Here is a 21,882-nt window from a genome sequence, read left to right as displayed (position 1 = left end):
ATCTGATGGATCTCACCGCGTGGACATCCGCCCTCAGCAGGCTGAAGATTAGCGTGAGGCGGAGAAACTGCGCCTATTTGCAGCCTCGATGGAACCGAGTATCGCAACGTTGCAGGACGTGGATGATTCAGCAACGGTACGCAAATGGATTTCTTGGTGCACTACACACTTGGCGCCCTCGATCCGCTTTGAACAGTTGCTTGCCATGCCCCCGGCTCCAGCAATCGCACTGCAGACGCTCCAACCATTCATGAAAGGTTGGAGCCCATACGGTCCGGATCAGGGATTCTGGGGCAGAATCTGGACCTTAGCAACAATACCGTTTCCCCGAGCTCCGCCTACCACAACATCGCCGTTCTGGAGGCAATCGGTTTGCTCGAGGCCAGCAGCCACATCAGGAGCAGCAAAATATGGATCGTACCTGCCGTCATCGAAGCCCTGGACGAATTCGCGCTGCGAGTCGGCAAGCGCACCCGAGCGTAAACAGGCCTCGCGAAAATGCCACCAATCCCCCGTGGGCCATCCAGGCAGACTTCGGTGGCCTCAGCCGCCAGCGAGGCGACGGCTGACCTGCGGAATGCCGCCTTAGTTCTCCCAGAACGAGTAGTCGGTCTAGTCGGCGAACCCCTCGGTGTAGAAGGTGGACGCATCGGGTTCGTTCAGAGGCAGGCCCTCCTGCCAGCGGCGCACCAAATCCGGGTTGGCGATCGCAGGGCGGCCAACCACCACGGCGTCTCCCCAGCCGTTGGCGACCACCGCGGCCGCGTCGTCATAAGTGGTGACGGTCTGGAACCCGGTGTTCAGCAGGACAGGTCCATTAAACCGCGAACTCAGGTCCTGGACGAGTGTGTCGGCGGGATCCGCGTGCAGGATGCTCAGCGCGGCCAGGCCAAGGGGTGCGATCCCGTGGATGAGCGCGGCATAGGTGGCCGCGACATCTGCCGGGTTGCTCTCCACCGCGCCCTGGACGTTGTGCGCGGGGGAAATGCGCAGGCCCGTGCGCCCCGCCCCGATGGCGTTGACCACGGCGGTGACCACCTCGATGACGAAGCGTGCCCGGTTTTCCGGGGACCCCCGTATGCGTCGGTGCGGGTGTGGGCGCTGGGCCAGGAACTCGTGCAGCAGGTAGCCGTTGGCGCCGTGGAGTTCCACACCGTCAAACCCCGCGGCGATCGCATTGCGGAATCCGGTCACGAACTCCTCATTGATTCCGGGCACCTCTCTGGTCTCCAATGGGTGCGGGACGGGGTAGGTGTGCTTGCCGGTGTAGATCCGGGAGACGCCGTCCACCGCGATAGCGCTCGGGCGACGATCTGGCCCCGCCCTGTGGTCTCGGGGTGGGTGACGCGGTCGGCGTGCATCACCTGCGCGACGATCAGCCCACCCTCCGTGTGCACGGCGTCGGTGACGCGCCTCCGCCCGGCGATCTACTCCTCGGTGGCCAGACCCTGCTGGCGGACGAACCCCTGGCCTGTGACGCTGGGGTAGACGCCCTCGGACACGATCAGGCCCATCGAGGCGCGCTGGCGGTAGGACTAGACGACACCGTCGTTCGGCACCCCGTTCTTACGGAATCGCGAACAGGTCAGCGGGCGATGATTAGTCGGTTGGGCAGTTCAAGGTCACCGAGGGTGAGCGGGAAAAAGATCCATCGAGTAGGGCTCCTGACGTTGGGGGTGGCTGTCTGATGCAACCGGCCCGCCGCAGGGCTGTTCCTTCAAAGACGTACGGGTGAGGCGGAACACTGACGCTCCGGAGTCTTCCGGTAGTGCGGAACCCTCCCCGGCGGGGTTCCGGTTTCCCCTCCCGGACCGCCGCCGCCCCAAGGTCTACGTGCTAGCTGACCTTCACTGGTTCCGAGACGGCGTTGAGGATCTGCAGCTGCTCATTCGAGAGCTCGAGCGATGCCGAGGCCATCAGTGCGGGCAGCTGTTCAACGCTGCTGGCACTGGCGATCGGTGCCACCACGTTGTCGCGGCTGCGAAGCCAGGCAAGTGCCACGGTGGCGGCTTCCACGTTCAATTCTTCTGCAACGGACACGAGGGCATCCACCACGGTGAGCCCGTGGTCGTTGAGGTAGCCCGCGGCCATGCCACCGCGCGCCTTGCCCTCGAGGTCGGCGGCCGAGCGGTACTTACCCGTCAGGAAGCCACTGGCCAGCGAGAAGTACGGCAGGACCGCGAGGTGGTGGCGTGCCGAGACCTCGGCCAACTCGGTTTCGAAGTCCTCCCGCGCCACCAGGTTGTACTTCGGCTGCAAGGCCACCGGAACGGCAAAGCCCTCGGCACGGGCCACGGCGAACCACTCATCGATCCGCTCTGCCGGGAAGTTCGAGAGGCCAATGTGGCGGATCTTGCCACTGCGGACCAATGCGTCGAAGGCTGCCGCACTCTCAGCGATGGGCGTGTTCGGATCGTACTGGTGTGCGAAGTACAGGTCGATGTAGTCGGTACCCAACCGCGTGAGCGAGGCATCTGCGGCAGCTGCCACGTTCCCGGGAGACAGCCCGGGGAACTCGGGGTGCTGCGCAACTTTGGTGGCCACCACCAGACGTTCTCGATCACCCTTCGCCAGCCACGATCCAATCATGGTCTCGGACTCTCCACCCGAGTTTCCTTCTACCCACGCCGAGTAGGAATCGGCGGAGTCAACGAAGTTGCCACCGGCTTCCACAAACGCGTCAAGCACACCGTGGGAGGTGGCTTCGTCCGTGGTCCACCCGAAGGTGTTTCCTCCAAGGTTCAGTCCGAAGACATCGAGGTTTGAGGTTCCGAGGATACTCATGCGCGCTCCTAGTTTTAAAGATTGGGGTCATGCTGCAGCGACCGGCCGCTACGAGGGCCAACCTCGCTGCCTTTCGCCCTATTCCACCCCGTCAATAGAAGTTGATTCTTCACGCCGGAGAGCGCACCGTCCGTCATGAGCGTTGCGGGTCCACCCGCGGGTGCTCGGCGACGCAGAACAGGTTCCCTTCCGGATCGGCGAGGGTGGTCCACTGGACGTGGGGCACCTCGTCGAGGACATCCCATTGGTGCACGGCTCCGAGCCCGATCAAGCGTTCGACCTCGGCAGCCCGCGAACCCCACGGGACGGTCAGGTCCCAGTGGGCCACTGGTGCTCGGCGCGGGGCGCGGCCTCAGGCTGGAAAACATCCCGATTCCCCGGGCACATTGGGAGGCAGGTAGATGTTGTCGCCGCCAGCCGAGGATTCGACACCGGTGACCGCAGCCCAGAACTTGGCCAAGGAAGTTGGGTCCGCGGCTTCCAGGTTTATGGCTCCGAGGGGCGATCTGATGGTTTGTCGTGGGTGCAACAACAACGTGCCGCGCGAATATTTCCGGACGTCGGCGGTGATTTCCTCCGAGTGACCTTCCATCTCCTTTGACGCCGTCGTTCATCGCGTGCCCTGCAGGAGGTGCGCCCCAAGCTTCACAACTTCCCCGTTTTCTACTCGCGGATGCTCAACACCGTGCAGGGACGAAAGCACCAGCCGGATGAGCGTTCCGTGGCTGACCACCACCAATCGCCGGCCCGCATGGGCCGATGCCAATCCGGCCAGGGCCGCGGTGCCACGCAGCACCACCGACGCGGAACTTTCCCCGGCTTCCATCAACTCGGCCTTGGCCCGCTCACTGAGCCCTGCGACGCCAGTTCCCTCTTCCGGCCCATAGTCGCGTTCCACCAAGGCGGGAACCTCAACCACCTCACCGGTGCCGAGCCGACGCGCAATGATCCGCGCGGTTTCGCGCGCACGTCCCAGGGTGGAGCTGACCACCAGGTCCCAGGGGCCACTCTCGGCGAGCGCCTCGGCCGTGGCCAGCGCCTGCGCCCGGCCCGTGGCGTTCAACGGGATATCTGCCCTGCCTTGCAGGCGAGCGGTGCGGTTCCATTCGGTTTCACCGTGGCGAACCATCACCCAAGGTTGCTGGTTCATGCCGCTCTTCCTTGGACAGCGCCGGCTTCCTCACAGAACACATGTGCCTGATCCACTAGCGGGCGCACCATGTCACCTTCCTTGGGGGTCCATCCGGTGACCAGCACCCGCAAGGTGGCGCCCGCCCAGTCCAGGCTGGTTTCGTATCCATGCCTGCCATAAAGCGCGGAGGTGACCCGGGCCAGCGGACCTCCTGCGAGGTTATCTACGTGGATCGGGCTACCCGCCGGTTTCAGGCGCACCGACGTTGGGGCGACGGCCGCCACGGCACGCCGTGAGCGTGATCCGGATGCCAAGGGCTGCCCGATGAGCCTGGTGCCGTGGTTTCGTTGCGACCCGGAGCCCATCGGCAGGCGCAACCCGGGGTGGTCCGCATGGAAGTTCCCGTCCACCAGGGTTCCGGGGAAGAGCGTTGCGTCTGAGACAAAGGATGCGACAAAGGAATTGACAGGGGTCTCCAATAGTTCGGCGGGGGTTCCTACCTGCTGAATCATTCCGTCCCTCAGCACCGCCACGCGGTCGGCCAGGCCGAGTGCCTCGGCGCGATCGTGTGTCACGTGCACCGCGGTCAGCCCCTCCTCTCGGGTCAAGGCCCGCAGTTCCAGCCGGAGTCTGGCGCGCAGGGGTTCATCCAGTGCCGAGAGTGCCTCATCCAGCAGCAAGGCCTTCGGGGACGCGATAATGGCCCGGGCCAGGGCGACCCGCTGACGCTGCCCGCCGGAAAGCGCCGAGGGTTTCCGCCGCGCGTATTCGGCCAAGCCCACCTGCTCGAGCACCTCCGCCACCCGGCCGTTGAGCTGTGTCTTGGGCACCCCGGCCAGTTTCAAGGGATAACCGACATTGCCCGCCACATTCAGATGCGGCCAGATCGCGTGGTCCTGGAACACCATGCCCAATCCACGCTTCTCCGGTGGCACCCACGTTCCCTCCCCTGCCATGGTCTTGCCATCGATGGCCAGACTTCCGGAGGTAGGGCGCAGGAAACCTGCAATGGTTCGCAGCAGCGTCGTCTTGCCGGAGCCGGAGGGTCCAAGCAGAGCCAGGAACTCCCCGTCCCGGATATTCAGCTCGATACCGGATAGGCCCACGTGGCCGTTCTCGTAGACGTGGCCCAGTCCATTCAGCTCAAGGGTTGCCATAGGTGCCTTTCACAAGATTATTAGTTGTTCGCACGGCGATTGGCCAGTGCCGCGGTGGCCGAGAGGCCGAGGATGCCCGCCATCGCCACCAGCAGGGCAAGAGCCGAGGCTCCCCCGTAGTCCCCTGCTTGCTGCAGGTTAAAGATGCTCACGCCCAGAGTCTGGGTTCCGGGTGCCACCAACAGAATGGAGATGGTCAGCTCCCGCACCGCGGTCAACAGCACCACGACCCCGCCGGTGAGTGCCGCGGGTGCGGCCAGCCGGGTCGTGACATCCAGCAGTGCACGCAGTGGCGAGGCCCCGGAGCTACGAGCGGCTTCCTCCAACGTGGAAGACACCGAGGCCAGCGGGGCGCGCACCGATTGGACCACCAGGGCGAGGAAGGCCATGACGTAGGCCCCAAGAATCACCCAAGGCGTATTGAAGATTCCCAGCATCGGGGCAATGAGCAGCCACCCCACGGCGATCACCAATCCGGGTAAGGCTTGGGGCAGCGTAGCGCTCACGTCGAGCGCCGTATTGCTGCGGTGTTTGCCGCGGGTCAGCAGCAAGGCGATGCCCAACCCCAACACCGTGCAGCACACCGCAGCCCCGCCGGCGAGCCTGAGCGAGTTTTCGATTCCAGAAATCGCACCGGCCGAGGTGGCTACGCGCACGATGTTCTCCATGCTCAGGTTCTCCCACGTCAACGGCACCCCCGGAGCAGGCAACAGGGCCTGGCTAGCCAACGCGAACAGCGGGACCAAGCAGATGATAATGGTCGAGACCCACAACAGCACGGTCAAGGGAATTCGGACGCCCCCCAAACTCAATCGTTGTCCCACCGGACCGGACCCCAATTGCGTATCGGCCGGCAATTTACGTTGAGCCAGCACCACAAGCACGGCGAGCACCAACAGCAGCAGGCCAATCGCGGCCACAGCAGGCAACGGGTTGCTGGTGGTGCTGGAAGCCAGGTAGCGGTACACCAGCGTCGTGAGAGTCGTATAGCGTTCCGGGAGCCCAATCAGCGCGGGGATCCCGAAGTCCGACAGGTTGGCGACCAGGGTGAGCACAAACGCGGCAAGCAACCCGGGGCGCAACAACGGCAGCAGCACCGTGCCAAGCACTTGGCTGGTACCCGCACCGGAGATGCGTGCAGCTTCCTCAAGGTTTCCCGGGATCCGCCGCAACGTGGCGGCAATAACCAAATAAGCCATCGGGTAGGAATGGACGGCCAGCAGGAACACCACTCCCCACCCGCCAAAGATACTCAGTTTCGCATCGATACCCAGGCCCTGCAGCGCTTTGTTGACCGGCCCGTTGGCGCCAAGCAGTGCCATCCAGGACATGGCCCCGATAAACGGCGGGATCAGGAAGGGCAGTAACACCAGCCAGCGCAGCACGTTCCTGGAGGGAATGTTGCAGCGTTCCAGCAGCACGGCCAGCACCGCCCCGGCCAGCGTGGCCAGCAGCGCAGACCCGAGAGCACTGGCCACCGAGTTGATCGCGGCAACGGCCACCGCCGGGTCGCCAAAGACCTGCCGGGCCGCGGGCTGGACTCCTTGGAAAACTAGGGCGGCAAGCGGCAGACCCACCACCAAAGCCATGAGGACCCACACCACGGTGCGCAGCACGCTCAGCCCGTCACCGGGCCGCCCGCCCCTCCGGGGCGGTTTGGGCGCGGCAGTGTCGCATCCAGCAGAGGAAGCTCTGTCGGTTGCGGCTTTCTGGGCTACGGCCGCTTTGTCTAGGGTGTGGGTCGACATGGGAAAGGGAACTACTTCAGCAGCGAGTTGAAGAAATCAACCGCTTTTTTCTGACCTGCGGCTATCTCTTCCTGGTCCGGATCCAGCAGGTTGATCTCACTCAGTGCTGGGGCGCCTTCGGGGACACCCGCATCTTCACGGACCGGAAGGTAGGACTGCTCAACGGCGAGCTTCTGGCCTTCCTGGGAAATCAGGAAATCCACAAAGTCGTTGCCGGCTTCCTGGTTCTGCGAATCGGCAAAGACCCCGGCGGGCTGCGAAACGTAGGGAACCCCGTCGCTCGGGTAGCCCACAGCAATCGGAGAGCCCTTGGCCGCGAGTTCGCGAGCCACGTAGTCGACCACGATGCCGACCTCGGAGCTGCCGGCGGCAACCGCCTGTCCCACCGGTCCGTTGCTTTCCAAGACGGTGGGTTCGTTGGCGACCAGCTTTTCCATCCAGCCCTTACCCAGCGCGGATTCCTGGAGCCACACCGCGGTGTTGAAGGCCGCGGCACCCGAGACATCCGGGTTCGGCATCGCGATCTTGCCCTTGTAGGTATCCTCGGTCAGCGAGGCCCAGCTTGCGGGGCCCTCGCTGAGTGCACCGGTGTTGTACGCAATGATCGTGGGGATGATGCGTGTGCCGACCCAGAACCCGTCGGCGTCCACAAACTTGGCATCCAGTGCCGTGTCGTTTTCAATATCCAGCTTGGCCAACGATCCGTCGGCAGCGTAGGCCTCGAAGGTGGGGACATCGGCGGCCAGGATGACGTCCGCACTGATCTTTCCCGATTCCTTTTCGGCGGCGATACGGGTTTTCAGCTCACCCGTGGCGGCCCGGAACACCTCGACGTTGACTCCAGCGTTGGCCTTTTCAAAGGCCTCCACGATCTGGTCGATCTTGGCCTGCGGCTCAGAGGTATAGACCGTCAGGGTCTTTTCGGCCGGTGCGTCTGCGGCGCCTGCGGTTTCACCGCCGGCACAGGCGGTCAGCCCCAGCATCGGGATCAAAACCAAGGGAGCGAGCATGGTGAGACGGTTTTTCATTTCTTCTCCTTGAGGTGCCGCGCGGAAATAACGCGGCTTGCGAGTGGGTAGTGCTTATTGAGCTAAAGCTCTAGATCAATACGTGGTGCCTTGCCGGTACTGCTTCGGCGACGGTGAGCAGCGGCGCGGGGATAGCCATCTGTACCGGAGTGGCGGTCAGTTGCCCCAGACTCAGCGTGATGACGCTTAACCAGCTGGTGTCCTGCCCCTGCCCCGCGGTACCGGGTGCGAAGAGTTCATGGTTGTAGGACACGGCCGGGGAAACCCACACCGGGATGCTGCCTAGGGTCCCGCTACAGGGCAGGTGGTAGTGGCCGCAGAGGATTCCCCGGACATCGGTGCCCTGCAGTACGGCGGCCAATTCTTGCGGACGGGCCAGTCCCCTGCCGGCGAGGCTTTCCATGAGGGATTCGATCGGCGGGTGGTGCATGGCCAACACCGTCCCTGCCGGCGCCGGAATCTCCAGCACGCTGCGCAGCCAGTCGAGCTGTCCGGCGCTGAGGTATCCCGCTGCCTCGCCGAACCCGTGGGTTTCCAGTCCAATGATCCGCAGTCCGCCGACCATCTGCACGGTGTCCGCCGGGCCGGGGCCGCTGGCAAGGCGTTTGAGGTTGAAGTCTGCTCCTACCGCCCCGCGAGGATCGTGGTTACCCGGCACCACCACGAGGGGGCAGCCAAGTTCATGTTCGGTTTGTTCGAAGAGTGCCGCGGCACGGGAATAGACCTGCGCACCACGGTCGGCAATGTCTCCGGTGACCAACACCGCGTCCGGGGCAAACCTGGCAGCGGCGCGCAGCACCTCGGTGGTGCGCGCCCAGGTGTCGATGCTTCCGCGCAGCAGAGCACCATCGTCGAGTAGGTGGGTGTCCGTCAGCTGGATCAGGGTGGTGCTAGCCGCGCTCATAGGTCCGGGCCCGCTTCCGCTGCAGCGCCGGGACCAGCCAATTCCTCGCGCAGGGTCGTCAGGTCCGCGGGATCCAGCCCGTGAGCCAATAGGTAGCACGCGGCACTGCCGTAGCGGGCCTCGATCATGTCCAACGCCCCATCAAGGACCGAGACGGGGCTATCCAGGTGCAGACGGAGTGCTGCCTGTAGTTCGGTGGTCTCGCCCAGTGTTTGGGAGAGCTCGTATGTCACGCGTTCGCGGTATCCTGTCGGCAGATCCCTAGAGGTACGCACATAGTCATCAAGCAGGATCTGGCGCGGCACGCCGGCGACTTCCAACACCAAGGCGATCACCAAACCGGTGCGGTCCTTGCCCGCTGCGCAGTGCACCAACACTCCGCCGGGCAGCCCCGCGGCGATCGTTCCGACAGCTTTGGCGATCTCGGTGCCGCGGCCGATGAGCAGCAAGTAGTACACGTCCTCAATGGCGGTGGCCACGGGAAGGGGTCCGAGGTACAGCGGGACCGAGACTAGCTCGACGGCCTCCGGGATATGGCTCGGACGTTCGGCGACCTCGAATGGTTCACGAAGGTCCACCATCGTTCCCACCCCCAGTGCGTTGAGCTCCTGGAGACCCTCGGGGCAAAGTCCGCTGGGGGCAGCAGACCTGAACAGCCGGCCAGCGCCGACGGAGGGGACCCTGCGCAGGTTCGGCACCGAAGTGGTGGTTTCCAACGTGCGGGGCATGGCGGGCTTTCCTCAATGAATGGTTCTCATTCTCCCTCTGGAGGGAAATCTATCTATCCATTGATTTCAGCCTGCCCACATGACCAAACGGTTAATTCCTATCCACCAACAGGCGACCTCGCGGTCAAAGTTTCAGCACGGTGACAGGGATTGCCCGGCTCAAGAGCTAAAACTACCCAGGCGGCGCAGCCCAAAAAGAAGACCTGACCACGGCCGGCAAGCCATGATCAGGTCATCTTATGAGAAGTTTTTGTTAGTTCTGCCAGAACGGGTAGTCGGTGTATCCGGCCGCACCCTCGGTGTAGAACGTGGAAGAGTCCGGTTCGTTCAAGGGCAAGCCTTCCTGCCACCGGCGCACCAAATCGGGGTTGGCGATCGCCGGGCGGCCCACCACCACGGCGTCTCCCCAGCCATTGGCAGCAACTGCGACCGCGTCATCAAACGTGGTGATTTTCTGGAAGCCGGTGTTCAGCAGGACCGGTCCGTTAAACCTGGAGCGCAGATCCTGCACGAGCGTTCCGGCTGGATCGGCGTGCAGAACGCTCAGCGCGGCCAGGCCCAAGGGTGCGATCCCGTCGATCAGGGCGGCATAGGTGGCGGCAACATCCACCGGATCGGCCTCCAACGCCCCCTGGACGTTGTGCTCGGGGGAAATGCGCAGGCCGGTCCGGCCCGCACCAATGGCGTTGGCCACGGCGGTGACGACCTCGATGACAAAGCGTGCCCGGTTTTCCGGTGACCCACCATTAAAGTCGGTGCGGGTGTTGGCACTGGGCGCCAGGAATTCGTGCAACAGGTAACCGTTGGCTCCGTGCAATTCCACGCCGTCAAATCCTGCGGCCATGGCATTAATCGAACCGGTCACGAACTCCTCAACGATTCCCGGTAGTTCGTCGGTCTCCAGCGCGTGAGGGACCGGGTAGGCATGCTTTCCGGTGTAGGTCCGCGTCATCCCGTCCACCGCGATGGCGCTCGGGGCCACGACATGTTCTTGTCCGGTGGTCTCGGTGTGGGTGACACGGCCGGCGTGCATTACCTGGGCGACAATCAATCCGCCTTCGGCGTGCACTGCGTCGGTGACGCGCTTCCATCCGGCGATCTGTTCCTGCGTGACAAGCCCCGGCTGGCGGACGAACCCCTGGCCGGTGAAGCTGGGGTAAACCCCCTCGGACACAATCAGACCCATCGAGGCACGCTGACGGTAGTACTCCACCACATCGTCGTTCGGTACCCCGTCAGTACAGGATCGCGAACGCGTCAGCGGGGCCATGACCAAGCGGTTGGGCAGCTCGAGGTCGCCGAGGGTGAGCGGGGAAAACAGGTCCATGGGGCAGTACTCCAAACGTTGGGGGGTGGTTGCCTGGTGCAACCACCCCCGCGGCAACGCTATTCCTTCCGGGCCCCGGCGCATCCGTGGGGTGGAACACGGTTCCTCCTCCACGACCCCGGGCAGCCCGGCCGGGGCGTGGTCCACCCGCCCGTACACCCGGGAAACAGGTTGCCGGGCCGGTGGCACGCCGGTCCGACATCCTTGATGGTCCGCGGGCGGGTGTTCTGCGATGCAGAAAAGGTTGCCCTCCGGGTCGGCAAGCGTGGTCCATTGGACGTGCGGGACTTCGTCCAGGACATCCCACTTGTGCGTGGCCCCCGGACCGGGCAGGCGCTCGGCTTCGGCCGCCGGGGATCCCCAAGGGGCGGTGAGGCCCCAGTGCGCCACGAGACGCGCGCCAAGCGGGAAGATACGAGCCGGAAGAGCCTTCCAAATCCACGCGGCCCGTGGGACGGCACAGGCCGCGCCTCCCGGTACTCCCGGATCCTCGGCGTGAGCCACAAGAAGCTGGTGATGTCGTGGGCCAGGGTCGTGTTGGCCTGCATATGCAGGAAGGTGCGGTGGCCCGGGTCACGGGGTGTCGCGCCGGTGGCCGCCTGCCTCTTTGTCGTTTCGAAGTCGGCGGAGGATGGATCTTCCTGCGCCACGGCCCGGGCTTAAGGCCGGTGGATGGGGCGGCGACAGGCCATGGGGGATGTCGTTGCCGCAGCCGGCAGGAACCGGTCCTGGCCCTGGGACCGGCCGGGCACCGCCGGCATCATCCCATGTTTGCACCGATGGCTCCGGTGAAGTAGGGGACCAGCCAGATCCCCCACACGATGAGGGAAAACTTGTGAAAGCTCGACTTCTCGGCTTCTTGGTTGCGCAGCAGCACGATCACGGCCCACACCAGATGGAGCACCATGAGCAGCAAGGCCGCCGCACCGGTGACGGCCATGATGGTGTTGAGCCCGGTCCCCAGCCCGCTGGCCTGGACCCCGCCGGTTGCAGCAATCCGGGACATCAGATAGGTTCCGCTGGCATCGCAAACCAGGCCCACTGCGAAGAACCCGGCGTGCCACCATTTGAGCACGCGCTGGAGGTGTTCGGCCCAGACACCGATCGAGTAGAAGATCAGGGCAGCGGTGATGAGTACGATCGCAGGCAGGAGCATGATCCGAGGGTATCGGCTGTTTCCAGCCGCCGGATCAACCAAATGGTTGACTAGCATGCTTTCGGGCATGGTGTGCGGGGAATCCACACCTGAGGCGCATGCCGGGTTCGGTCCCGTGCCCCGGCTCCGCCGTCATGAAGCGCAAGGCGTTTGCCACCTCCGTCCAGGCCTGGGGTCCCCGGCTGGCGGCACTCGGGGCACTTGGACAGCTGTCCGAGCCTGTGATTGCAGGCCACATGGTGCCGTTGCACCCGAGCTAGCCGGGGCCTGTGCGTTGCACTTCTTGGACGAGTTGTTCCTGGCGAGATACCGCCAAGCCCCCCCCGGTCTGCCTGGTGGAAGCAATCGAAGCCCATGCAACGATAGCTAGCTTGGCTAGGTTTTGTGTAGGGTTGGAAGCGCAGGTCACAAGCCGTGCCAAGTTGGCCATTGCTGGACGAGGTGTATGCATGCGGATCCAAAGCTGTCTCGATGCCGTGAAGAAGGCCGACCGGTTGGTCGATGCGCTGCGGCTGGCCGACGAACTGGCCGTGGAAGCCGGCAGGGACGGCGGGGTGCGCAACCTGCGACTGCTGCGCAGCACCATCTCCGGGCCCGACCAGGTCGCGGCGATCGCCGCCATCCATGCCCTCGCCCAGGTCAGCGACGAGGAAGCCGACAGGCTCCTGGCCGAGCTGCTCTCCAGCGACCAAGGGTTCATCCGCGAGCATGCCGCCTGGGCCCACGGTTCCCGGACGCCGCGCAGCAAATCCGTGGGGCGGCTCATCGGCCTGGTGCACACCGGGGGCTTCGCGGGGATGCTCGCGCAGCGAACCCTCGAAGACTGGGCGGCCACTGTGCCCGAAACGGTCACCGTGGGACTCGAGGGCGCGCTGCTGGGCGTCGTGGACGAGGCGGGACGCTACCGGCTGGTCGAAACCCTGGGCCTGGTGGAGCACGAGACGGCCATCCACCTGCTTGAGCGCATCGCGCGGGACACCCGCGAGGCGGAATCCATCCGGGTGGCCGCGGTCGTTGCGCTGGGCCAGCATTCGTGCTCCGAGGACACCACGACGTACCTCGAAGCAATCGCGCGGGAAGACGGCCTGCTGGCCCAGGCTGCCCGGCTCACCCTGGCGGACCTCGCCGAAGCCGCAGCCCCCCGGCCCGATCCCGGAATTCCCGGGCAGGGGCTCACGATCGCCCAGCTGTTCCTCCATGCGGACATCGACGCGCACCTGAGCCACGCCGGCAGCGGGGACACCGGCGGGATCGCCACCTTGCTGGTGCGCCTGGGCGATGCGCTGGTCCACGGCCACGGGAACCATCCGGCCTCCGCCACCCCGGCACCCGAGGCGGATGGCCGTTCCACGGTCAGCCGTGTGGTGACCCTTTCCCGCGGGGGGCTGGACGAAGCGGCGCGGAGCCTGGACACCCTGCGGGAGACCGCCACCGGCCACGTCTACGGACGCGTTCCCCTGTTGCAGGGACCCATGACGTCCGCTACGGCCTGGCCGTTGCGGGTGGCGGCACGCCGCGGAATCCACCGCATCCTCACGTCCCTGGGACGGGTCGATGCGCTGCACCTGCGCATGGCCGATGTGGGAAGCCTGGCCGCGTTTGACGTCGCCCGCAAGCTCGAGATTCCTGTCGTGTTCACCGTGGCACCGGACCCGCACGCGGTGATCAACTCCATGGACCTCTCCGGGCAACTGACCCGGGAGAACTTCGGGAGCATCGACGAGTTGGAGCACTTCTGGTTCCGTGCGCGCCTGGTCCAGCGCCTGGCCGCCACGGCGGCACACACCGTGTTCTTCCCGCGGCCGGAGCTTGCCCGGGACATGAAGGAACTGGTGGGCCTGGACATGGCCCTGGAGCCCGAGCGCCACACCGTGATCCCCGAGGGCATCGACCTGAAGGTCATCGACCGGGCCGTGGCCGAAGCCCAGGAGCTTGCCTCCGGAGGCCAAGGCAGTGAACCGCTGGTGCAGCTGCGCGAGCTATTGGCGCGGCTTCCGGAGGAACGCCGGGGGAAGCCGTTGCTCATCAGTGTGGGCAGGTTCCACCGGGTCAAAGGCATGGCCACCATCGTGGCGGCCTGGGCCGGCTCGGACCTGCAGCAGCGGGCCAACCTGCTGCTGGTCGGCGGGAACCTGAACCATCCCTCGCCCGACGAACGCGAACAGCTCGAACGGATCGACGCGCTGGTCGACCCCAGGTCCCGGGAACGGGCCGGACTGATCCTGTCCGGGCACCGCCCCAATGACACCGTGGCCCGTTGGGTCGCCGCGGCACGCACCGGCATTCCGGGCCTTGCCGCCGGAGCCGGAATCTACGTCTGTGGCAGCCTCAAGGAGGAATTCGGGATTGCGCTGCTCGAGGCCATGGCCTCGGGCCTGCTGGTGGTGGCCCCGGATTCCGGGGGTCCGGCGACCTACCTCGAGCAAGGACACACCGGGTTCCTCACCGCCACCTGGGACACCGCCCGTCTGCGCACAGCCATCCTGGAGGCGCTGGACTCCGCCGCGGCCGAGACCAGCCAGGAACGTGCCACGTACTCGCGCTCCGTGGTTGAAGCCGATTTCACTGTCCAAGCCATGGCGCGCGCCCTGGCCAAGGTATATTCCGATGTGCACCACGCAGACGTCGAACTTCAACGAGAGCTGGTTTTCGTCCCATGACACTGCTGATCATCAGTCCCGACTATGCTTCCCACCTTTACCCGCTGGCCGCGTTGGGCACCAGCTGGCTTGAGGCCGAAGAGCGGGTGGTGGTCGCCTCCGGTAAGGCAACCGCGGCAATCGTGGAGTCCTTCGGCTTCGAGCATGTCCACCTGCAACTGAGTCGGGGTTCGAACCCCGGGGTGATCCGGGCGGAGGAACAGCCCGAGGGCGAGGATGACGCCCTGCGCGGGTTTTTTGCCGCCACCCGCCTGGGCATGGTCCAGACCCTGGCCTTCCAGGCCGAGGCACGCATGAATGACCTCATGTGGGAACCGGTGAAGACCGCAAGGGCCGTGCAGCGGATCATCGAGGATGTTGCACCTCAGACGATCATCGTGGACCATCTGGCCTTCAGCGCCCGCCTGGGCATGGTGGCCGCCGGGATCGAGCACATCGATGTGGTCTTGGGCCACCCCACGGCCCTCCCGCTTCCGGCGGCGGCGGAAGTCTACGGCCTGCCGCCGACTTGGCCGGCGGCCTTCTCCCCGGAGGACCAGGAAATCGAGGAGCTGCGGAACCTTTGCACCCGGGTGTCCGAATCCTTTACCTCCGAATGGAATTCGGCCCTGGCGCAGTTGGCACCCGAACTGCCGCCCTCCCCCGACGCCTTTGCCGAACACGGCGACGTGCTGGTCTTCAACTACCCCGGTGAACTCGTGGGCGAAGAACGTGCCGGGCATCTTCCCCCGCACATCTTCATTGGGTCATCAGTTCGCACCGAATCGGCGGAGGCCCACATCGAGGAGTGGATCTCCGAGAGCGACGAACCATTTGTCTATGTCAGCTTCGGCAGCTTTCTCTCGGTGCGCGGGGATGTGCTGAACAAGGTCGTCACCGCCTTGAAGGAATCCAATATCCGTGCCGCAGTGGCGTATGGCTCCGCCGGCGCCGAGTCCTTGGGCGACGTCCCGGAAAACTGGCTCGTTGGTGAATTCCTGCCCCAGGTCACGTTGCTGGGTTCCGCCGCGGCCGCGGTGACCCACGGCGGAAACAACTCGGTCACCGAGTCCCTGACCTTTGGGGTGCCTACCGTCGTGCTGCCGTTTTCCACGGACCAGTTCGCCGGCGCCGCTGCCCTGGAGGACATCGGCTTTGGTGCCGCACTGGCACCCAACACCGCCACGGTCCAAGAGCTCCGGCTTGCTTTGGGCGCCATGCTATCGCTTCCACAGGACACCCGCGACGAGCTGCATTCGCTGGGCCGATCCCTGCGGGAGGGCGCTGGACGCAGCCAACTGCGTGCTGCCCTGGCCAAGGCAACTGCCGGGAAGTAGACGGTGCTGTGCGCACAACGGTTCAGCGCCTGATGAGCGCTTGTTGGTGCCCGAGGCGCCCGGCTAATGCTCTGGGGTGCTCTAGTCCCTTGCCCGGTGCGACGGTCCGGAGGCCCCGAGGGGCCGGGCGACCTTGGCGTGCCGCGGCTTATTTTTCCCCGGCCGCCTCGGCAGCCTGCGGCTCTTCAGGCGGCGGCACCGCAGGCCTAAGCCTGAGACTGGTCAGCAAGTCGAGGGCCAAGGCGCCGGCCGCAATCCATGCGGCCACGGACACACCCTGGGTCAATGCATTGCGTGCCGCGTCGGCGATGGCTGCGGTTTGCGGATTTCCGGCCAATGCTGAGATTGTGCCGCCCGAACTGTGGGTCACCGAATCCACGGCATCCTTCAACTGCGGGAACTGGGCCACCAATCCCGAGACCTGGGACTCGGTGGAGTTCTTCAAGGTGGTGAACAGCGCGGTGCCCAGGATCGCGATTCCCAGGGCTGAACCGACTTGCCGCGCTGTTGACTGGGTGGAGGCCGCCTGCCCCGATTGCTGCACCGGGACATCGGCCAGCACCACCTGGGTCAGCTGGGCGGTGGCGAACCCCACCCCGATTCCATAGACAAAGAGGATGGCCGAGGTCATCCAGGTGGAGGAATCGGGGCGGATCAACAGGGCCAGGGTTGCCACCGAAACAATCTCCAGTCCAACACCCAGCTGCACCATGCGCACCGCGGGCAGCGACTTGGACAGCGCGGATATCGAACCGGAAGCCACAAAGGATCCCGCGGCCAACGGCACCAACGCCACCCCGGCCTGAAGCGCGTTGAGTCCCAAGACGTTTTGAAACCACAACGGGAGGGAAAGGATCAACCCGAACTCGCCCAGGCTCACCGTCAAGGCGGTGAGGTTTCCGCGCGAGAAGGATGAGATGTTGAACAGGGAAAGATCTAGCAAGACACTGCGCTTCGCCTGCGACCGCGAACGCTCCAAGAGAATGAATCCGACGAGCGCCAGCACCGACAACACCAAGGACACCGGTACCGGGGATAGTCCAAACAAGGGGAATGGCGCATCGGTGTTGGCACTCCACCACCCATAGTGACGCCCCTCGATCAGGCCAAAGGCCAAGGATCCAAAGCCGACCACGGAAAGCAGGGCGCCGAGGTAATCATCGAGTTTCACGGTGGCGTTTTCCCTAGAGCCGGCCACGAAGTACAGGACACCGCCTGCCGCGATCAGCCCCAGCGGGACATTGATCAAAAACGCCCAGTTCCAGGAGTGGGAGGAGGTCAGCCATCCGCCGACGATCGGTCCAACGGCGGTCATGCTGCCGATGGTCGAGCCCCACACGGCAAAAGCGATGGTACGTTCCTTGCCGCGGAAGGTGGCATTGAGCAACGAGAGGGTGGCCGGAAGGATCATCGAGCCGCCGACCCCCTGCACCGCGCGTGCACAGATCAGCCAGCCGCCCGAGGACGCCAGTGCACACAGGGCAGAGCTGGCCAAGAAGATCAGCAATCCCAGCACCAGGATCCGGCGCCGGCCGACCCCATCCGCCACCCTGCCCCAGACCAGCAGCAATGCGGCGAACACCAGGGTGTAGATCTCCTGGATCCATTGCACCTGGGTAGTGCTCAGGCCCAGGTCGTTGATGACCGCCGGGACAGCCACCGCCACGATGGTGCTGTCCATGATGATCAGTGCCACCGAGAGGCTGATGGCGCCCAGTCCAAACCAGCGCAGCCTAAGGTATCGCTCGTTGTCTGCTTCCACGTGTGCCAGACTACTCCTACATAGTTCCACCATGGAAGGATCTCTGGAAGGAGTCTTTTGGCTCCGACAAGCCTCGGGTCGACCACACCGGCCGTGCGGACACTTACCCGGGTTGCGGCCGAAAACCGATCCGTCAACCCGGGAATGATGGCACCGCCCAGCGGTGCGCCAGATAACCTGCCGGCTCCGGGCCGGGGGCGCGCAAGCCCGAAAGAAGTCCACCATGGAGCCCGAACCCTGAACGAAAGATGACCACCGTGGAACCGAACGCACACAACGAAGCAGGGCGGCGATGAACCGCAGCGAAGTGGTCCTCTTCTGGGCAGTACGCCTCGTCTCGGCCCTCGGGGCGGTCGCCGTGATCTGGGCGGGAATCGCCACCGGTGACATGCTCGTGCACGGACACCCGGCGTACGCGATCCTGCTCGGGCTGCTCTTCATCGTGTGCACGGCGGTCGCCATCCGTTCCTGGCGCCGGCACACGCCCGGGCACCGCAGATCCAAGGTGCTGCGCACCATCGGCCTGTTGGCCTCCTGTGGGGTCCTGTCCCTGGGCTGCTGGCTCGTGCCGTACAGCGCCGCACCCGCGGCCCTCTCGGCAATGGTCTCCGACGGCACGCTCACCGTCACGGAGTCCCCAACGCAAATCTTGATGACACCCACCGGCACGCCCAGCGACGTCGGGGTATTTTTCCAGCCTGGAGCCTTGGTCGACGCTCGGGCCTATGCCGCGGTCTTGCGGCCGCTGGCTGAGAGCGGCCACACCGTCGTCATCCCGAAACAGCCCTTTGGCATTGCTTTCCTGTCCACGGGGGCCTTCAACGCCGCACGCACCGAACACCGCCCGGTCGCCCGGTGGGTCCTCGGCGGGCACTCACTCGGCGGGGTGGTGGCCGCGATCGACGCGCAGTCCCTCGCCAACGATCCGGGAAGACCCGTGGCCGGGGTGCTGTTCTTTGCCTCATATCCAGCCTCGGACATGCGCACCCTGCCGGTGCCCGTGCTTTCGCTCTCAGCATCCAACGACGCCTTGACCACCCAGGAAAAGGTCAAGGCCTCGCGTTCCCTGCTTCCGAAAGACACCACCTACACGGAAATAAACGGCGGTGTGCATGCAAACTTTGGTGACTACGGGACGCAATCCGGGGACGGCGAGCCAACGATTTCCCGCGACGAAGCCCGCACCGAAATATCGGCTGCGAGCCTCGCCTTTGTGCAATCGCTGGGCAGGTAGACCCTCCGCAGTCCTGTCTAGTTCTGGATGAACGGGTAGTCGGTGTACCCGCTCGCTCCCTCGGTGTAGAAGGTGGAGGCATCGGGCTCGTTCAGCGGAAGGCCTTCCTGCCAGCGACGCACCAGATCCGGGTTGGCGATCGCCGGGCGGCCGACCACCACGGCGTCTCCCCAGCCGTTTGCGGCCACCGCAGCAGCGTCGTCGTAGGTGGTGACGGTCTGGAAGCCGGTGTTCAGCAGGACCGGTCCACCGAAACGGGCGCGCAGGTCCTGGACGAGGGCACCGGCTGGATCGGCGTGCAGGATGCTCAGCGCGGCCAGGCCCAAGGGCGCGATCCCATCGATCAGCGCTGCATAGGTGGCCGCGACATCTGCCGGATCGGTTTCCAGCGCACCTTGGACGTTGTGCTCGGGGGAAATGCGCAGGCCCGTGCAGCCCGCGCCGATGGCCTCGGCCACGGCGGTGACCACCTCGATGACCAGGCGCGCCCGGTTTTCCGGAGGCCCGCCATAGGCGTCGGTGCGGGTGTTGGCGCTGGGTGCCAGGAACTCGTGCAGCAGGTAGCCGTTGGCCCCGTGCAGTTCCACGCCGTCGAACCCCGCGGCGATCGCATGGCGGGATCCGGTCACGAACTCCTCGAGGATGCCCGGAAGCTCGTCGGTCCCCAGGGCGTGCGGGACGGGGTAGGCATGCTTGCCGGTGTAGGTCCGGGTGACCCCGTCCACGGCGATGGCGCTTGGGGCCACGACGTGGCTTTGCCCGGTGGTCTCGGGGTGGGTGACCCGGCCGGCATGCATCACCTGGGCGACGATCAACCCTCCCTCGGCGTGCACGGCGTCGGTGACGCGCTTCCATCCTGCGATCTGCTCATCGGTGACAAGCCCGGGCTGGCGGACGAACCCCTGGCCGGTGAAGCTGGGGTACACGCCCTCGGAGACGATCAACCCCATCGAGGCGCGCTGGCGGTAGTACTCGACGACATCGTCGTTCGGCACGCCGTCCGTGCGGGAGCGCGAGCGGGTCAGCGGCGCCATGACCAGGCGGTTGGGCAGCTCGAGGTCACCGAGGGTGAGCGGGGAAAACAGGTCCATGGGGCAGTACTCCAAACGTTGGGGTGGGGTTGCCTGATGCAACCGGTCCCGCAGCATGGCTATTCCTGCTTTGCCGCCGGGTGAGGTGAAACACCGACACTCCGGAATGCGTCAGGGCAAGAATCACACCGCCCGGCACCCGTTCAACGGTAATGCCCAGGGGTGTCCGCTAATGCTCCTGCGCGCTCTCCGGCGCCGTGGCATAGGCGACCGAGAGCCGCCGGTAGGACCGCGTGGCCAGCGCGGCAAGACCCAGCACGATCGAGGCGATCCCCGAAACCAGGAACACCAGCGCGATCCCGCGGGCGTCCCCTTCCCCCAGCAACCAGCCCCAACCCCGCTTGCCGGGTTCGGAATCCATGTAGGGAATGATCCAGAACTCGGCCAGCGGTGCGATCATGAATGCGGTGATTGGCGCGGCAGCGGCCTCGAATGTCATGGCAAAGCCAAACACCCGGCCCTGGACCGCGTAGGGAACCACCTTCTGGATCACCGTCTGCTCGGCCGCCTCCACTGCGGGGATGATCATCATGAAGATCCAGATACCCACCACGTACAGCCACCCCCACTCCCGGATCGTGAACGTGGCACCCAGCACCCCGGTGCAGGCCACCAGGATCAGCATGGTGCGTATCGGGTTCTTGCCCAGCCCGAACTTGGCCACCAGTCCGCCGCCGACCAAGAAACCGGTGGCGGTCACCCCGAGCACCACACCCCAGATTTCCACCGGGAAGATCGTCAGGCCGTAGGGATCCATCAGCGCCATGAACACCCCGCCGGTGAGGTTGTTGAACGTGGTGAACAGGATCAGCGCGAACAGGCCCTGGGTCGCGCGAACCGCCCCGATCCCGGCCCGCAGTTCGGAGAAACTCTCGCGTTCGGCCGCGCGCACGATCGTCGGCTCGGGGATCCGCAAGACCAGCAGGTGCCCCAGCACCGCAAGGCACGCCACCAGGGCAATGACGATCGTCCCGCCCATGCCCAGGAACCCGATGGCCAGGCCGCTGAATACCGAGGTGACCATGAAGGCCAGTCCCTGCACGGTACCCACCAGCCCGTTGGCATTGACCCGACGATCTGCGGGCACCAGCAGGGTCACGGTCGTGGACAGGGCGATATTGCGCAGCTGCTCGACCACCGCCCCGATGAGCACCACCAGGGCAAAGAGCCAGAACCAGATCCCTCTCAGGTCCAGCAGCTCGGCTTCGGGCACCAGCCTGAACATCACCGCGGCCAGCCCGAAGCAGGCCACGGTGAACAGCGTGGAGCCCACCATCACCGCGTGCTTGCGGTATCTGTCCACCAGGACGCCGAAGAACAGACCGAAAAACGCGACCAGCAGCATGTACGCACCGCCGATGAGTCCGGTGGCCAACACCGAGCGGGTCTCCAGATACACCCAGAAGGTCAGTGCAAACCAGAGGAGGCTGGTGGTCACGTTGGCCAAGGCCGTATTGACCAGCACATGCATGAACGTGCGATGCCCCGACTGCGGAGGCGTCGCTACACCGGTGGATTCAGATTCGGTGGTTCCGGTGTTGGCACGTGGCGGGTCATCCTGCGACATGATCCAAGCGTAGAACGTGGTCTAGTCCTTCGATAGCCTGCTGGGGAAATCATAAGATTCGTTTTCCCGGTCGCTCCCGGGGCAGGGTTCCGCCCCGGTGCCCGGTCAGCAGATCCTGGACCGAGACGAGCCTCCAGGAGTCGATCAGGAACACTTCGACGAGGCACGCTTCGCACGGTTTGGGAATCATGACCCCGAGCTGATCACATCCAACGCGTCGGATGTTCCACGTTTTACTGTGTCAGCAACATGGTGCCCGGGCATCAGCCCAATTTCTGCGCCCTGTTG

At 65.1% G+C, this 21,882-nt stretch carries 17 protein-coding genes; 3 read left to right on the top strand and 14 right to left on the bottom strand.

What is annotated here, in order from left to right; translation table 11 throughout:
- Positions 1 to 612: 612 nt before the first annotated feature.
- The 11 genes from ADIAG_RS22585 to ADIAG_RS02090 form a co-directional block, all read right to left on the bottom strand.
- Positions 613 to 1,218 carry an oxidoreductase gene (locus ADIAG_RS22585; RefSeq protein ID WP_407636046.1) on the bottom strand — a complete coding sequence of 202 codons (606 nt, stop codon included), beginning with the start codon at positions 1,216 to 1,218 and terminating at the stop codon, positions 613 to 615.
- 618 nt (positions 1,219 to 1,836) lie between these two features.
- Positions 1,837 to 2,784: an aldo/keto reductase gene (locus tag ADIAG_RS02140; RefSeq protein WP_007269654.1), complete on the bottom strand. Its 948-nt coding sequence runs from the start codon at positions 2,782 to 2,784 to the stop codon at positions 1,837 to 1,839.
- Between the two features lie 133 nt (positions 2,785 to 2,917).
- Positions 2,918 to 3,112 carry a VOC family protein gene (locus ADIAG_RS21970; RefSeq protein WP_161623918.1) on the bottom strand — a complete coding sequence of 65 codons (195 nt, stop codon included), beginning with the start codon at positions 3,110 to 3,112 and terminating at the stop codon, positions 2,918 to 2,920.
- 282 nt (positions 3,113 to 3,394) lie between these two features.
- On the bottom strand, positions 3,395 to 3,934 hold the full coding sequence (locus tag ADIAG_RS02130) for a histidine phosphatase family protein (RefSeq protein ID WP_007269652.1): 540 nt from the start codon (positions 3,932 to 3,934) through the stop codon (positions 3,395 to 3,397).
- On the bottom strand, positions 3,931 to 5,073 hold the full coding sequence (locus tag ADIAG_RS02125) for an ABC transporter ATP-binding protein (protein ID WP_007269651.1): 1,143 nt from the start codon (positions 5,071 to 5,073) through the stop codon (positions 3,931 to 3,933). The genes ADIAG_RS02130 and ADIAG_RS02125 overlap by 4 nt, the downstream gene beginning before the upstream one ends.
- A gap of 20 nt (positions 5,074 to 5,093) precedes the next feature.
- Positions 5,094 to 6,821 (bottom strand): ABC transporter permease, encoded by a 1,728-nt coding sequence (locus ADIAG_RS02120; RefSeq protein ID WP_007269650.1) that lies wholly within the window; start codon positions 6,819 to 6,821, stop codon positions 5,094 to 5,096.
- A gap of 11 nt (positions 6,822 to 6,832) precedes the next feature.
- On the bottom strand, positions 6,833 to 7,849 hold the full coding sequence (locus tag ADIAG_RS02115; RefSeq protein WP_007269649.1) for an ABC transporter substrate-binding protein: 1,017 nt from the start codon (positions 7,847 to 7,849) through the stop codon (positions 6,833 to 6,835).
- A 70-nt stretch (positions 7,850 to 7,919) separates the two neighbouring features.
- Complete coding sequence (locus tag ADIAG_RS02110) at positions 7,920 to 8,753, bottom strand: metallophosphoesterase (protein ID WP_007269648.1); 834 nt, start codon at positions 8,751 to 8,753, stop codon at positions 7,920 to 7,922.
- A complete protein-coding gene (locus tag ADIAG_RS02105; RefSeq protein WP_007269647.1) occupies positions 8,750 to 9,481 on the bottom strand; it encodes a tyrosine-protein phosphatase in 732 nt (243 codons plus the stop codon). Before ADIAG_RS02105 ends, ADIAG_RS02110 begins: the two co-directional genes overlap by 4 nt.
- Positions 9,482 to 9,734: 253 nt before the next feature.
- Positions 9,735 to 10,808 (bottom strand): alkene reductase, encoded by a 1,074-nt coding sequence (locus ADIAG_RS02100; RefSeq protein WP_043472643.1) that lies wholly within the window; start codon positions 10,806 to 10,808, stop codon positions 9,735 to 9,737.
- 760 nt (positions 10,809 to 11,568) lie between these two features.
- Positions 11,569 to 12,033 carry an HsmA family protein gene (locus ADIAG_RS02090; protein ID WP_007269645.1) on the bottom strand — a complete coding sequence of 155 codons (465 nt, stop codon included), beginning with the start codon at positions 12,031 to 12,033 and terminating at the stop codon, positions 11,569 to 11,571.
- A gap of 380 nt (positions 12,034 to 12,413) precedes the next feature.
- Here ADIAG_RS02090 and ADIAG_RS02085 point away from each other — a divergent pair, with 380 nt between their 5' ends.
- Together ADIAG_RS02085 and ADIAG_RS02080 are read left to right on the top strand one after the other, a co-directional pair.
- On the top strand, positions 12,414 to 14,624 hold the full coding sequence (locus ADIAG_RS02085; RefSeq protein ID WP_007269644.1) for a glycosyltransferase: 2,211 nt from the start codon (positions 12,414 to 12,416) through the stop codon (positions 14,622 to 14,624).
- Positions 14,621 to 15,940, top strand: coding sequence for a glycosyltransferase (locus tag ADIAG_RS02080; RefSeq protein ID WP_007269643.1), 1,320 nt, complete (start codon positions 14,621 to 14,623; stop codon positions 15,938 to 15,940). Before ADIAG_RS02085 ends, ADIAG_RS02080 begins: the two co-directional genes overlap by 4 nt.
- A gap of 148 nt (positions 15,941 to 16,088) precedes the next feature.
- Here ADIAG_RS02080 and ADIAG_RS02075 read toward each other — a convergent pair whose 3' ends face one another.
- A complete protein-coding gene (locus ADIAG_RS02075; protein ID WP_043472637.1) occupies positions 16,089 to 17,702 on the bottom strand; it encodes a DHA2 family efflux MFS transporter permease subunit in 1,614 nt (537 codons plus the stop codon).
- A 292-nt stretch (positions 17,703 to 17,994) separates the two neighbouring features.
- On the opposite strand from ADIAG_RS02075, the gene ADIAG_RS02070 reads away from it, so the two are divergent.
- Complete coding sequence (locus ADIAG_RS02070; RefSeq protein WP_007269641.1) at positions 17,995 to 18,936, top strand: alpha/beta hydrolase; 942 nt, start codon at positions 17,995 to 17,997, stop codon at positions 18,934 to 18,936.
- 17 nt (positions 18,937 to 18,953) lie between these two features.
- Here ADIAG_RS02070 and ADIAG_RS02065 read toward each other — a convergent pair whose 3' ends face one another.
- Together ADIAG_RS02065 and ADIAG_RS02060 are read right to left on the bottom strand one after the other, a co-directional pair.
- Positions 18,954 to 20,027: an alkene reductase gene (locus tag ADIAG_RS02065; protein ID WP_043472634.1), complete on the bottom strand. Its 1,074-nt coding sequence runs from the start codon at positions 20,025 to 20,027 to the stop codon at positions 18,954 to 18,956.
- 169 nt (positions 20,028 to 20,196) lie between these two features.
- Positions 20,197 to 21,594, bottom strand: coding sequence for an MFS transporter (locus tag ADIAG_RS02060; protein WP_007269639.1), 1,398 nt, complete (start codon positions 21,592 to 21,594; stop codon positions 20,197 to 20,199).
- Positions 21,595 to 21,882: the final 288 nt, after the last annotated feature.

Source organism: Paeniglutamicibacter gangotriensis Lz1y, from assembly GCF_000348945.1.
GTDB classification, from domain to species: domain Bacteria; phylum Actinomycetota; class Actinomycetes; order Actinomycetales; family Micrococcaceae; genus Paeniglutamicibacter; species Paeniglutamicibacter gangotriensis.
The sequence above is the reverse complement of the archived record's forward strand: the minus strand, read 5'-3'. Positions and strand labels throughout refer to the sequence as shown.